The organism is Kocuria sp. CPCC 205258, assembly GCF_040981005.1.
GTDB lineage: Bacteria > Actinomycetota > Actinomycetes > Actinomycetales > Micrococcaceae > Kocuria > Kocuria rosea.
Genome location: NZ_JAVKPS010000004.1, coordinates 275764 through 288390, shown reverse-complemented (window position 1 = coordinate 288390; position 12627 = coordinate 275764). Strand labels below are relative to the sequence as shown.

General features: G+C 73.5%; 10 protein-coding genes. 4 read left to right on the top strand and 6 right to left on the bottom strand.

Annotated elements, in window-relative coordinates; all coding sequences use genetic code 11:
• Nucleotides 1-47: 47 nt before the first annotated feature.
• The gene (panB, locus tag RF644_RS09650) at nt 48-884 is read right to left on the bottom strand and encodes a 3-methyl-2-oxobutanoate hydroxymethyltransferase (RefSeq protein ID WP_368796348.1); all 837 of its coding nucleotides are present in this window, start codon (nt 882-884) and stop codon (nt 48-50) included.
• 137 nt (nt 885-1021) lie between these two features.
• On the opposite strand from panB, the gene glnA (RF644_RS09645) reads away from it, so the two are divergent.
• Both glnA (RF644_RS09645) and RF644_RS09640 read left to right on the top strand, forming a co-directional pair.
• Complete coding sequence (gene glnA / locus RF644_RS09645) at nt 1022-2362, top strand: type I glutamate--ammonia ligase (protein WP_017834147.1); 1341 nt, start codon at nt 1022-1024, stop codon at nt 2360-2362.
• Between the two features lie 18 nt (nt 2363-2380).
• The gene (locus tag RF644_RS09640) at nt 2381-5446 is read left to right on the top strand and encodes a bifunctional [glutamine synthetase] adenylyltransferase/[glutamine synthetase]-adenylyl-L-tyrosine phosphorylase (RefSeq protein WP_368796347.1); all 3066 of its coding nucleotides are present in this window, start codon (nt 2381-2383) and stop codon (nt 5444-5446) included.
• Between the two features lie 106 nt (nt 5447-5552).
• Here the strand turns inward: RF644_RS09640 and glnA (RF644_RS09635) are convergent, their stop codons facing one another.
• Entirely contained in the window at nt 5553-6977 is a 1425-nt protein-coding gene (gene glnA / locus RF644_RS09635) for a type I glutamate--ammonia ligase (protein ID WP_368796346.1), read from the bottom strand.
• Nucleotides 6978-7173: 196 nt separating this feature from the next.
• Here glnA (RF644_RS09635) and RF644_RS09630 point away from each other — a divergent pair, with 196 nt between their 5' ends.
• Nucleotides 7174-7620, top strand: coding sequence for an RDD family protein (locus RF644_RS09630; RefSeq protein ID WP_368796345.1), 447 nt, complete (start codon nt 7174-7176; stop codon nt 7618-7620).
• A gap of 108 nt (nt 7621-7728) precedes the next feature.
• On the opposite strand, the gene RF644_RS09625 is transcribed toward RF644_RS09630, so the two are convergent.
• The 3 genes from RF644_RS09625 to lipB form a co-directional block, all read right to left on the bottom strand.
• The gene (locus RF644_RS09625; protein WP_109268761.1) at nt 7729-8526 is read right to left on the bottom strand and encodes a DUF4191 domain-containing protein; all 798 of its coding nucleotides are present in this window, start codon (nt 8524-8526) and stop codon (nt 7729-7731) included.
• 127 nt (nt 8527-8653) lie between these two features.
• Entirely contained in the window at nt 8654-9661 is a 1008-nt protein-coding gene (gene lipA / locus RF644_RS09620; RefSeq protein WP_017834152.1) for a lipoyl synthase, read from the bottom strand.
• Between the two features lie 70 nt (nt 9662-9731).
• Nucleotides 9732-10433 carry a lipoyl(octanoyl) transferase LipB gene (gene lipB / locus RF644_RS09615; protein ID WP_368796344.1) on the bottom strand — a complete coding sequence of 234 codons (702 nt, stop codon included), beginning with the start codon at nt 10431-10433 and terminating at the stop codon, nt 9732-9734.
• A 95-nt stretch (nt 10434-10528) separates the two neighbouring features.
• On the opposite strand from lipB, the gene RF644_RS09610 reads away from it, so the two are divergent.
• The gene (locus RF644_RS09610; RefSeq protein ID WP_368796343.1) at nt 10529-12196 is read left to right on the top strand and encodes a hypothetical protein; all 1668 of its coding nucleotides are present in this window, start codon (nt 10529-10531) and stop codon (nt 12194-12196) included.
• 49 nt (nt 12197-12245) lie between these two features.
• Here the strand turns inward: RF644_RS09610 and RF644_RS09605 are convergent, their stop codons facing one another.
• Nucleotides 12246-12593 carry a hypothetical protein gene (locus RF644_RS09605; protein WP_035924038.1) on the bottom strand — a complete coding sequence of 116 codons (348 nt, stop codon included), beginning with the start codon at nt 12591-12593 and terminating at the stop codon, nt 12246-12248.
• Nucleotides 12594-12627 lie beyond the last annotated feature (34 nt).

The following is a 12627-nucleotide window of genomic DNA, read 5'->3' as shown; positions in this document are numbered from 1 at the left end:
GCCCCGACGGCCGGGGCGCCCCGGAACGGTGCGCCGGGCGCGGTGGCTCAGAAGCCGTGCTCCGGGGCCGGGAAGGCCCCCGAGCGCACGTCCTCGACGTAGCGGCCCACGGCGTCGGAAACCACCCCGTGCAGGTCCGCGTACTGCCGGACGAAGCGCGGCATCCGGCCCCGGCGCAGCCCCAGCATGTCCTGCCACACGAGCACCTGGCCGGTGGTCGCGGGCCCGGCCCCGATGCCCACGGTCGGGATCTCCAGGGCGGCGTCCACGGCCGCGGCGGCCTCCGCCGGGACCATCTCCATCACCAGGCAGAAGGCCCCGGCGTCCTCGAGGGCGCGGGCGTCCTCCGCGAGCGTGCGCGCGGCGTCGCCGCGGCCCTGCACCCGGTACCCGCCCAGGGCGTGCTCGCTCTGCGGGGTGAAGCCGATGTGGGCCACGACGGGCACCCCGGCCTGGACCATGGCCCGGACGTGGGGGGCGAACCACGCCCCGCCCTCGAGCTTCACCGCGTGCGCGCCGCCCTCCTTGAGGAAGCGCACCGCGGTGGCCACCGCCTGCTCGGGGGAGGCCTCGTAGGAGCCGAAGGGCAGGTCCACCACCACGAACGCGCGCTCGACGGCGCCGGACACGGCACGGCACATCGGCAGCAGCTCGTCCACGGTGACGGGCAGGGTGCTGGAGTGGCCCAGGACGTTGTTGCCCGCGGAGTCCCCGACCAGCAGCGAGTCGACGCCGGCCGCATCGAAGATCGCCGCCGTCAGGGCGTCGTAGCACGTGAGCATCGTGAACTTCTCGTCACGGCGCTTGGCCTCGCGCAGGTGGTGCGTGCGCACCCGGCGCACGTCCAGCGCGCCCGGTGCCGGACGGGGTGTCTCCTGGGTCATGGCCCCACCCTATCGGGCGCGCCCGTCCGCGCCGTCCGGTCCGGCGGGCGCGGCGGGGCAGCGCGTTAGAGTGGGCGGGACAGCAGGCGTGCCCGGGCGGCACAGCACTCCCGGGCAGGAAGACGAGGAAGACAACCATGGACCGTCAGCAGGAGTTCGTCCTCAGGACCATCGAGGAGCGCGACGTGCGCTTCGTGCGCATGTGGTTCACGGACGTCGTCGGGAGCCTCAAGTCGGTGGCCCTGGCCCCCGCCGAGGTCGAGGCGGCCTTCGAGGAGGGGCTCGGCTTCGACGGCTCCTCCATCGAGGGCCTGTCGCGGGTCTCCGAGGCGGACATGCTCCTGCAGCCGGACCCGTCCACGTTCCAGATCCTGCCCTGGCGCAGCGAGACGGAGCCCACCGCCCGGATGTTCTGCAACATCCTCACCCCGGACGGCGAGCCCTCCTCCTCGGACCCGCGCGGGGTGCTCAAGCGCGTCCTGGAGAAGGCCTCGGACATGGGCTTCACCTGCTACACGGCACCGGAGATCGAGTTCTACCTGCTGAAGTCCGCGGACCTCGACGCCGAGGGCCGGCCCACGCCCGTGGACCACGAGGGGTACTTCGACCACGTGCCGGGCGGCGTGGTGCAGGACTTCCGGCGCAAGGCCGTGAACATGCTGGAGGCCGTCGGGATCTCCGTCGAGTTCTCGCACCACGAGGCCGGCCCCGGGCAGAACGAGATCGACCTGCGCTACGCCGACGCCCTGCAGACGGCCGACAACATCATGACGTTCCGCACGGTCATCAAGGAGGTCGCGCTCTCGCAGGGGCTGTACGCGACCTTCATGCCCAAGCCGTTCACCGAGCACCCCGGCTCCGGCATGCACACCCACTTCTCGCTGTTCGAGGGGGACACCAACGCCTTCTTCGAGGCCGGATCCGAGTTCCGCCTCTCCCGCACGGCCGGGCACTTCATCGCCGGCATCCTGCGGCACGCCCCCGAGTTCACGTCGGTGACCAACCAGTTCGTCAACTCCTACAAGCGGCTGTGGGGCGGGGGAGAGGCCCCCTCCTACCAGTCCTGGGGCCACAACAACCGCTCCGCGCTCGTGCGGGTGCCCCTGTCCAAGCCGGACAAGGTGCAGGCCGCGCGCATCGAGTACCGCGGCATCGACTCCGCCACGAACCCCTACCTCTCCTACGCCGCGCTGCTGGCCGCGGGGCTGCGGGGCATCGAGAACGAGTACGAGCTCCCGCCCGTGGAGCTGGACGACGTCGCGGCGATGAGCTCCGCGGAGCGCCGCGCCCTCGGCCACAACCCGCTGCCCTCGAGCCTGTACGACGCCATCCGGGAGACCGAGGAGTCGGAGTTCATGGCCGAGCTGCTCGGGGAGCAGGTCTACGACTACTTCCTGCGCAACAAGCGCCGCGACTGGAACGACTACCGCCGGGTCGTCACGCACTTCGAGCTCAAGAACAACCTCGGCATCCTCTGACCCCGGACGGACCGTCCCATGACACACCCTCCCCAGTCCGCGGCCCCGGCGGGCACCGTCCCGTCCGGCCGTCTCATCAAGGTCGGCTTCGCGGACACGGGCAACGCCCAGCGCTGGCTCGGCTTCCCGGAGCTCGCCGAGGTCGACCTCGACCGGCTGCTGGAGGGTCTGGCCCTGGCGGCCTCGCCCGACGTCGCCCTGCGGCTCACCGTCCGGCTCCTCGAGGGCTCCCCGGAGCTCGCCGAGCGGATCAACGCCGGCCCGGAGGCCTCCGAGGCCATGTTCCGGCTCCTGGGCTCCTCCGAGGCGCTCGGGGAGTTCCTGCTCCGGCGCCCCGAGCACCTGGACCTGCTCGCGGAGCCGGCCGCCGCCGAGCCGGCGGAGATCCCCGGCGAGCAGTTCCGGGACGCGCTGCTGACGGCGGTCGGCGCGGACCCCGCCGCGCGGACCCCGGTGGCCGCCGGGACCGGTGACGCCGCCTGCAGCGCCCTGCGCGCGGCCTACCGGCGGGAGCTGACGCGCATCGCGATCCGGGACGTCGGGGCCCTCTACCCCGCCGACCACATGCCCGCGGTGGGCCGCCAGCTCGCCGACCTGGCCGCCGCGGCCCTCGAGGGGGCGCTCGCCGTCTCCCGGGCGGAGGCGGCGGGGACCTGGGCCCCCGAGACCGTCGACCGGGTGCGGCTCGCCGTGATCGGGATGGGCAAGTGCGGCGCCCGGGAGCTCAACTACATCTCCGACGTCGACGTCGTCCACGTCATGGCCGTCGAGAACCCGGACGGCGCGGAGCCCCTGGACGGGGCGGAGGCCACCGTCATCGCCACGGCCCTCGCCACGGGCACCGCCCGGGCGCTCATGGCCCGCGGCGCGGAGCCCCCGCTGTGGGAGGTGGACGCCAACCTCCGGCCCGAGGGCAAGGACGGGCCGCTCGTGCGCACCCTGGACTCGCACGTGCGCTACTACGAGCGGTGGGCCGAGTCCTGGGAGTTCCAGGCCCTGCTCAAGGCCCGGCCCGTCGCCGGGGACCCGGAGCTCGGGGAGGCCTACCGGAAGGCCATCGAGCCGTTCGTGTGGCGCAGCTCCGGGCGCGAGGGCTTCGTCGAGTCCGTGCAGGCCATGCGCCGGCGGGTCACCGACAACATCCCGGCCGCCGAGGGCGAGCGCCAGATCAAGCTGGGCCCCGGCGGGCTGCGCGACGTCGAGTTCACCGTCCAGCTCCTCCAGCTGGTGCACGGGCGCACGGACGAGCGGGTCCGGACCCAGGCCACGACCGAGTCCCTGGCCGCGCTCTCCGACGGCGGCTACATCGGCCGCCGGGACAGCGAGCAGTTCTCCGCCCACTACCGCTGGCTGCGCCTCCTGGAGCACCGCATCCAGCTGTTCCGGCTGCGCCGCACCCACCTCATGCCGCGGGGCGAGCAGGAGCTCACGGTCATCGCCCGCTCCCTGCGCGGCGCCGCGGACACCGCCCGCCCCTCCGGCGACTCGCTGCTCGAGGAGTGGCGCAAGGTCAAGCGCAGCGTCCGGGGGATGCACGAGCGGATCTTCTACCGGCCGCTGCTGGCCGCGCTCGCCCACCTGCCCGAGACCGACACCCAGCTCTCGGCGGAGTCGGTGCGGGACCGGCTCGCCGCGCTCGGCTACCGGGACCCGAAGGCCGCCGTGCGCCACATCGAGGCGCTCACCCGCGGCGTCAGCCGGCGGGCCGAGATCCTGCGCACCCTGCTGCCCGTGCTCCTGGCCTGGCTGGCCGACGGCGTCGACGCCGACGCCGGGCTGCTGGGCTTCCGGCGGCTCTCCGAGTCCCTCGGGACCACCCCCTGGTTCCTGCGCCTGCTCCGCGACTCGAACGCCGCCGCCGAACGCCTGTGCCAGATCCTCTCCAGCTCCCGGTACGTCACCGACCTGCTGGAGAACTCTCCGGAGGCGACCGCCTGGCTCGGCCAGGACGACGAGCTGTGCCCGGTGCCCTTCGAGACGCTGTGGAGCGAGATCCGCGCCCAGATGGCCCGTCACCCCGACCCCGGGGAGGCCGTGCGGATGATCCGCCTCATCCGGCGCCGCGAGGAGCTGCGCGTGGCGCTCGCGGACACCTCCGGGCTGCTCGACGTCGAGCAGGTCGTGGCGGCGCTGTCCGACATCGACCGGGTCTGCGTCCTGGGCGCCCTGCACGTGGCCGAGCGGGAGGTCTACGACCGCGCCGGCCGGCTCGCCGACGTCCTCGTCGTCGCGATGGGCCGGCAGGGCGGGCGGGAGATCGGCTACGGCTCCGACGCCGACGTCATGTACGTCTACGCCCCGGTGGGGGACGCGGACCCCGCCGCGGCCCGGGAGCAGGCCGAGACCCTGCTGCAGCGGATGGTGCAGCTGCTCAAGGCGCCCTGCACGCCGCCCATCGTGGCGGAGCGCGTGCTGGAGATCGACAACGACCTGCGCCCCGAGGGCAAGCAGGGGCCCATGGTGCGCTCCGTCGAGTCCTACGCCGAGTACTACGCCCGGTGGGCGCAGACCTGGGAGTTCCAGGCGCTCACCCGGGCGCTGCCCCTGGCCGGCAGCGACGAGCTGGCCGACGCGTTCCGGCGGGTCGTGGACCCGCTGCGGTACCCGGCGGAGTTCACGGAGCGCCAGCTGCTGGAGATCCGGCGGATGAAAGCCCGCGTGGAGAACGAGCGGATGCCGCGCGGCGCGGACCCGGCCCGGCACCTGAAGCTGGGCCGCGGGGGGCTCTCGGACGTCGAGTGGCTCGTCCAGACGCTGCAGCTCCAGCACGGGCACCGGATCCAGGGGCTGCGGACCACGAGCACCCTGCGGGCCCTGCACGCCGCCGAGGAGGCCGGTCTCGTGAGCGCCGAGGACGCCCTGGCCCTGTCCGCCGCGTGGCGGCTGGCCACGGCGGTGCGCAACGGCAACGTCCTGCGGACCGGGCGCCGCTCCGACGCCCTGCCCGCCAAGCGGGCCGACCTCGAGGCGGTGGCCCGCTGGTGCGGGTACCCCCACGGATGCGCCGGCCGGCTCGAGGAGGACTACCTGCGCACCACCCGCAAGGCCCGGGCCGTGTTCGAGCGGCTCTTCTACGGGCACTGACGGTGCCACCGACGGTGTCGTCGTGCCGCCCGCGGCACGGGGAAGGCCCCGGACCCCCGCGCGGGGTCCGGGGCCTTCCCCGTGAAAAGCGGTCGATCCGTGCGGATCAGACGCCGTAGTACATCGAGAACTCCAGCGGGTGCGGGACCACGGACAGCGGCTTGAGCTCGAACTCGCGCTTGTACTCGATCCAGGACTGGATGGTGTCCTCGGTGAAGACGTCACCGGCGAGCAGGAACTCGTGGTCCGCCTCGAGGGCCAGCAGCGCCTCCTCGAGCGAGGCCGGGGCCTTCTTGATGTCCTTGGCCTCCTCGGCGGGCAGCTCGTAGAGGTCCTTGTCGATCGGGTCGGCCGGCTCGATGCGGTTGCGGATGCCGTCGAGGCCCGCCATCAGCTGGGCGGCGAACGCCAGGTACGGGTTGCACGAGGGGTCCGGGGCGCGGAACTCGAGGCGCTTGGCCTTCGGGTTGGTGCCCGTGATCGGGATGCGGATGCCGGCGGAGCGGTTGCCCTGCGAGTACACCATGTTGACCGGCGCCTCGAAGCCCTTGACCAGGCGGCGGTAGGAGTTCACCGTCGGGTTGGTGAAGGCCAGCACGGCCGAGGAGTGCTCCAGGAGGCCGCCGATGTACCAGCGGGCGATGTCGGACAGGCCCGCGTAGCCCTTCTCGTCGTAGAACAGCGGCTCGCTGCCCTTCCACAGGGACTGGTGGCAGTGCATCCCGGAGCCGTTGTCGTTGTAGACGGGCTTGGGCATGAACGTGGCCGACTTGCCGAAGGCGTCCGCGGTGTTCTTGATGACGTACTTGAACTTCTGCAGGTCGTCGGCCGCCCGGGTGAGGGTGCTGAACTTGTAGTTGATCTCGGCCTGGCCGGGACCGCCCACCTCGTGGTGGGAGCGCTCGACCTCGAGGCCCACCTCGTCCAGGGCCACGCACATCGCGTCGCGCAGGTCGGCCTGCTTGTCGACCGGGGAGACCGGGAAGTAACCGCCCTTGGTGGCGGTCTTGTTGCCCAGGTTGCCGCCCTCCTCCTTGCGCCCGGTGTTCCAGGACGCCTCGTCGGAGTCGATGGCGTAGAAGGAGCCCTGCGGCTGGATGTCGTAGCGGACGTCCTCGAAGATGAAGAACTCGGCCTCGGAGGCGAAGTTGGCGACGTCCGCGATGCCGGTCGACGCCATGTACGCCTCGGCGCGCTCGGCGACGCCGCGGGGGTCGCGGTGGTAGGGCTCACCGGTGCGGGGGTTCACGATCGAGCAGGTGACCACGAGGGTCTTCTCGACCCGGAACGGGTCCACGAAGGCCGACGTCGGGTCCGGGATGAGCTGCATGTCGGACTCGGCGATGCCCTGGAAGCCCCGGATGGAGGAGCCGTCGAACAGCTGCCCGTGCTCGAAGAAGTCGTCGTCCACGGACTTGGCGGGGAGGTTGAAGTGCTGCTGCACGCCGGGCATGTCCGTGAACCGGACGTCGACGAAGACGATCTCCTCGTCCTTGATGAACGTGAGGACTTCCTCGGGTGTCTGGAACATGTGCTGTTCTCCTTGTTAGGTGGGCTGGACCGCCGTGCCGGGAATGCTCGTGCGGCGTCCGTTTCCGGGGACAACGCTACGGACCGGGCATTAAGGCCCCGTGTCCCGGGTGTTTCCTCGGTGTTACGCGGAGGACCTCCGGGGAGCCACGGTCTCCCGTCAGTCTAGGGGAGTCCCGCCCCGATACCCTGAGGGGATGATCGACAGACGTGACGTGGGCTCGTGGCTCGAGGGGCCGGGGACCGGGCGGCAGCAGTACCCGGGGCAGCGCCTCGGGCGACCGGAGCAGGGGCCGGGCTCCGTGGGACGCGTGGGGCGGCGGATCGTGGCCCTGGTGGTGGACTGGTTCCTGTGCTGGGGCCTCGCCGAGTGGCTCGTGCCCCAGTGGAACGAGGAGGGCCTGATGACCCTGGCGTTCCTGTTCGTGCTCAACGTGCTGCTGGTCGGCGCGACCGGCCACACCCCCGGGCACCTGCTCCTGGGCCTCCAGGTGCAGGCGCTGGCCGGGCGGCCGGCGGGGTTCGCCCGCGCCGCGGTCCGCTCCCTCCTGCTGTGCCTCGTGATCCCGGCGGTCGTGTTCGACCCGGACCAGCGCGGCCTGCACGACCGGGCGGCGGAGACGATCCTCGTCCGCACGCGCTGAGCGCGGCGCCGGGCGCGGCACCCGGCACGACGACGACGGAGCCCCCCGCCTTCCGTGGAAGGCGGGGGGCTCCGAGCGTGTCGTGGTGCGTGTCGTGGGGCCCGCGGCTCAGCGGCCGCGCATGGCCCTGCGGTCCGGGCGGGCGCGCATCGGGTCCACGCCCTTGGGGATCGGCAGGCGGTTGCCCAGGGTGCTGATCCGCTTGTGCACGGTCTGCACCTCCTGCTGGGTGAGCTTCTTGTCGAGCTTCTTCATCCGCTTGGACAGCTCCCGCAGGGGCACCTGTCCCTCGCCCTTGCCGGTCTTGATGACGTGGATCGGCACGTTCTGGATCACGGGGCCGATCCGGCGGCGCTCCTTGGCGACGAGCTTGTCGACCCGCCCCGCGGGGCCCTCGGTCACGAGGACCACCCCGGGCCGGCCGATGGCCCGGAAGATGAGGTCGCGGGTGCGCGGGTCCATGGCGGCCGGCTGGTCCTCGACGATCCAGCCGCGGCGCAGCGCGGACAGCGCGGCGCCGGCGGCCCCGGGCTGGTCCTCGATCCGGGCGAACGCGGCGCGCTCGGCCCGCCGGGACAGGTAGAAGGAGGCGGCCAGCAGGGCGAACGGCAGGCCGATGAGCAGCCCGGTGATCCAGTTGCCGAGGAGCACGCCGATGAGCAGGAAGACCAGCAGGACCCCGAGGCCGATCAGCAGCATCCACCAGCCGATGTTGGGCTCGACCTCGCGGGTCATCTTGAAGACCTGCTTGATCTGGCCGAGGAACCCGGGTCCCTTGGTCGCCTTCCGCTGCTTCTTCGCCTCGCGCTTCTGCGCCCGGGTGGGCTTCCCGGACGGCTTGCCCGCCGGCTTCCCGGGGGAGGTGGATCGCGACGCGGGGCGCGACTTGGCGTGGGAAGGTGACACGGTGAGACCTCGTCCTGTGGTGCGGTGGCGGTGTTCCGGGGGGACCCGCGGCGTCAGGGCGTCAGGGTGCCCGGCCGTGGTCCGTCCTCCAGTTTAGCGGGTGGGCGGGGCCGCGCCCCGCCGGACCTCAGCGGAGTCGCTGGACGAGCGAGGAGGCCTCCTGGGAGGCGCTGCCGGTGTCCTCGATGTGCGCCAGGTGCTCCGGGATCGCCCGGCCCGACTTCTCCATGGCGCGGGCCCACAGCCGTCCGGCCCGGTAGGAGGAGCGGACCATGGGGCCGGCCATGACGCCCAGGAAGCCGATCTCCTCGGCCATCTCGGAGAGCTCCACGAACTCCTCGGGCTTGACCCACCGGTCGATCGGGTGGAACAGCGGGGAGGGGCGCAGGTACTGGGTGAGCGTGATGATGTCGCACCCGGCGTCGTTGAGGTCGCACAGCGCCTCGTAGATCTCCTGGTTCGTCTCGCCCATGCCGAGGATGAGGTTGGACTTGGTGATCATCCCGGCGTCCTTGCCCTGGGTGATGACGTCCAGGGAGCGCTCGTAGGTGAACGCGGGCCGGATCTGGCGGAAGATGCGCGGGACCGTCTCGACGTTGTGCGCGAAGACCTCCGGCGCGGCGTCGATGACCTGCTGCAGCCGGTCCGGCTTGCCCTGGAAGTCGGGGATCAGGATCTCCACACCGGTGTTCGGGTTCAGCGTGTGGATCGCGCGGATGGTCTCCGCGTACAGCCAGGCGCCGCCGTCGTCGAGGTCGTCACGGGCCACGCCTGTCACGGTCGCGTAGCGCAGGCCCAGCTCCTTGACGGACTCGGCCACCTTGCGGGGCTCGGTGACGTCCAGCAGGTCCGGCTTGCCGGTGGCGATGTCGCAGAAGTCGCAGCGGCGGGTGCACTTGGAGCCGCCGATCAGGAACGTGGCCTCCCGGTCCTCCCAGCACTCGTAGATGTTGGGACAGCCCGCCTCCTCGCACACGGTGTGCAGGCCCTTGCCGCGGGCCAGCGACTTCAGCTCCTGGAACTCGGGGCCCATCCGTGCGGTGTTCTTCAGCCAGGACGGCTTCTTCTCGATCGGCGTCTCGGCGTTGCGCGCCTCGACGCGCAGCAGGCGGCGGCCCTCGGGGGCAACGGTCATGGTCGGTCTCCTTGTCGAGATGTCGACGGTGGTGCGCTCACGGTCCCGGCGGTCCCGGGGGCGGCGCGGGTCAGCTGACGGCGGTGGGCCAGGGCAACGGACCCGGGGTCCCTGACGGGACGAACTGTTCGCACAACTCGTCCCGGCGGGCGGATATTTCCTGCTCCACGCGCGCGACCACCGTCTCCGGGGTCACGAGCCGGCCCGTCTCCTGCGAGAGGCTCGTGACGGAGGCGTCGGTGATGCCGCAGGGGATGATCCTGCCGAACGGCCGCAGGTCGTTGGAGCAGTTCAGGGCGAAGCCGTGCATGGTGACCCGCTTGGAGACCTGCACGCCGATGGCGGCGATCTTGCGGTCCGGCCCGTGCTCGTCCGCGAGCACCCAGGCCCCGGAGCGTCCCGCCACGGTGGTGGCCTCCACCCCGAGGTCCGCGACGACGGCGATGATGATCTCCTCGAGCAGGCGCACGAAGCGCACGACGTCGATGGGCGTGGTCAGCCGGACGACGGGATAGCCCACGAGCATCCCGGGGCCGTGGTAGGTGAGCTTGCCCCCGCGTCCGATCTCCACGACCTCGGCCCCGTCGGTGGGGTACTCGTGGGGCTCGGTGCGCCGTCCGGCCGTGTAGACCGGGGGGTGCTCCAGCAGCAGCACGGTGTTGTCCCGCTCGCCCGCGACGACCTCCCGGTGCACGTTCTTCTGCAGCTCCAGCGCCGAGCGGTAGTCGACGAGGTGCGGGTCGAAGCCGAGCCGTTCGAAGCAGATGGACATGTCCCCAGCCTATCGCGCGGCGGGGACAACGCGCGCCGGACGGGGGCTGTGGACGGCGCCCACGGCCCGCGGCGGCGGGCGGGCATGCTGGAGGCATGGAGCAGCGCCCCGCCGCGCACGGCGGCCACCACGAGCCCTCCCGGGCCCCGTCCGTCTCCGCCCGGGCGCGGCTCGCCGCGGCCGTCCGGGACGACGGTGCGGGTTCCCTCCCCGGCACGCGGGCCGAGGACACGCCTCCGCGGCTCCCGCCGGAGGACGGCCTGGAGCCGGTGCGCCGCCTGGGCGGCCGATCGTGGCTGGTGCGGGAGGCCCGGTCGGGGGAGCACTTCGTCCTGCGGCCCTGCCCTGACGAGCCCGGACCGGAGCGTGACCGGTCGAGGGCCGCGCTCCGGTCGCTCGCGGTCGCCCTGGCGGGCCGGGACGAGGCCTGTCTCGTGGCCGTGCGCGGCCTGCTGGGCCCGGCGGCGGCACCGGTCGGGCTGGTCGAGGACTTCCTGCGGGGCGGCTCCCTCGCCGACCGGCTGGCCGAGCGCGGCCGGCTGGCGCCCGCCGAGGCCGCCGCGGTGCTGCGGGACGCCGCGACCGGCTTGGCCGCCCTGCACGCCCTCGGCCGGTGCCACGGGGAGCTCTCCGCCCGGCAGGTCCTGTTCCGCGGCACCGTGACCCCTCCGGAGAGCCCGGCCGCGGGCCCGGCGGAGAGCACAGGGGAGCGCACGGCGGCCGCGGACGGCGCGGGGCACGTCGCCGCGGTGCGCGCGGGCACCGCGGCAGGGAGCCCGGAGGAGGATGTCCGCGCGCTCGGGGCCCTCGGGTGGGCGGCGCTCACCGGGCGGGCCCCGGCCCGGGAGGCGCGGCGGGCGCCCCTGTCCCTGCTGTGCCCCGGCGCCCCGCCCGGCCTCGTGCGGGCGGTCGAGGCGGCCCTCGCCCCCGACGCCTCGGCTCGGCCCACGGCGGCGGAACTGGCCGACCGGTTCGCGCGGGCCCAGGAGCCGGACCCCGGCGGGCGGCGGGTCGCCGCCGCCCGTCCGGAGCCGGTCCGGACGGGCGGCGGTCGCCGGGCCGTGCTCGTCGGGGCGGCGGCGCTGCTGCTGGCCGCCGGGGGCGCGGTCCTGCTCCCCCTGGGCGGGGCCGGCCCGTCGCCGGACCCGGCGGCCGATCCGGCGAACACGCCGGCGGCCACGGCGCCCCCGGCGCGGTTCCCCTCTGCGGCGCGGTCGGGCCCGTTGGCGCCGGGGTCCGTCGTCGACCCGCCGCAGGACTCCGTCGAGGACGCGGACCCCCGGCGGGCGCTGGGAGAGCTGGTGGCGCGGCGGGGAGAGGCCCTGCGCACCGGTGACGTCCGGTTGCTGGACGAGGTGTACGCCCCCGGCGCCCGGGCCGCGGCGGCGGACCGGGACACCATCGCCCGGGCGGACGGCGGTTTTCCCGGCCTCGTCCTCGAGGCCGAGAGCGTCCGCGACGGACCGGCGGGCTCCGCGCCGCCGGGCGGGGTCGTGCTGATGGCCGAGGTGCGGGTGGACGGCCACCGCGGCGGGCCGGGCACGGTCCCGTCCGTGGTGCCGGCCGGGGACGGATGGGTGCAGACGGTCCTCGTCGAGCTGGTCCACGGGGAGCAGGGCTGGCGGCTGGCCGAGGTGGAACCTGCGGCGGGGGCGACGGCCCCGCCGGGAACCGGCTCGGACGGGCAGCCGCGGAACGGACGGGGGCCTGACGGGCAGGAGCCGGACGGACGGGAACCGGCACGGCAGGACCCCCGGGGCTGACGGGCAGCGCCGGGGGTCCGGTCGTCGATGGTGCGGTGGCGGGCGGGGCTCACCAGAGGGTGGCGACCGCCATGTTGATCAGCGCCAGCCCGCCCACGGCGTGGGCGAGACCGGTCGAGACCGTCTCCCCGCGCCTGGTCCTCCGCTGGCCCACGAAGGCGGCGACCGCCACGGCGAGGGCGACCAGCAGCTTCACGGCGACCTTGGCGTGGTTGACGTCAGCCTCGCCCATTTCGTGGACCGCCACGAGCAGGAGACCGGTCACCAGGCTCAGCAGCGAGGCGTGGAACTGGCCGGGGGACACCGTCGGGCGCTTCATGGTGTAGATCCAGGTGCCCACGATGATCGCGGCGCCGACGAGGTGCAGGAAGACGAGGAGTCCGGTCAGGAAGGTCATGCCGTCGAGCCTATCGGAGCGCCGCCGGCGGACG

Coding starts and splice junctions, on each gene's coding strand:
- RF644_RS09630 (WP_368796345.1), top strand. CDS start 7,174: ATGATCGACAGACGTGACGTGGGCTCGTGGCTCGAGGGGCCGGGGACC.
- RF644_RS09640 (WP_368796347.1), top strand. CDS start 2,381: ATGACACACCCTCCCCAGTCCGCGGCCCCGGCGGGCACCGTCCCGTCC.
- RF644_RS09610 (WP_368796343.1), top strand. CDS start 10,529: ATGGAGCAGCGCCCCGCCGCGCACGGCGGCCACCACGAGCCCTCCCGG.
- lipB (WP_368796344.1), bottom strand. CDS start 10,433: ATGTCCATCTGCTTCGAACGGCTCGGCTTCGACCCGCACCTCGTCGAC.
- panB (WP_368796348.1), bottom strand. CDS start 884: ATGACCCAGGAGACACCCCGTCCGGCACCGGGCGCGCTGGACGTGCGC.
- glnA (WP_017834147.1), top strand. CDS start 1,022: ATGGACCGTCAGCAGGAGTTCGTCCTCAGGACCATCGAGGAGCGCGAC.
- glnA (WP_368796346.1), bottom strand. CDS start 6,977: ATGTTCCAGACACCCGAGGAAGTCCTCACGTTCATCAAGGACGAGGAG.
- RF644_RS09605 (WP_035924038.1), bottom strand. CDS start 12,593: ATGACCTTCCTGACCGGACTCCTCGTCTTCCTGCACCTCGTCGGCGCC.
- lipA (WP_017834152.1), bottom strand. CDS start 9,661: ATGACCGTTGCCCCCGAGGGCCGCCGCCTGCTGCGCGTCGAGGCGCGC.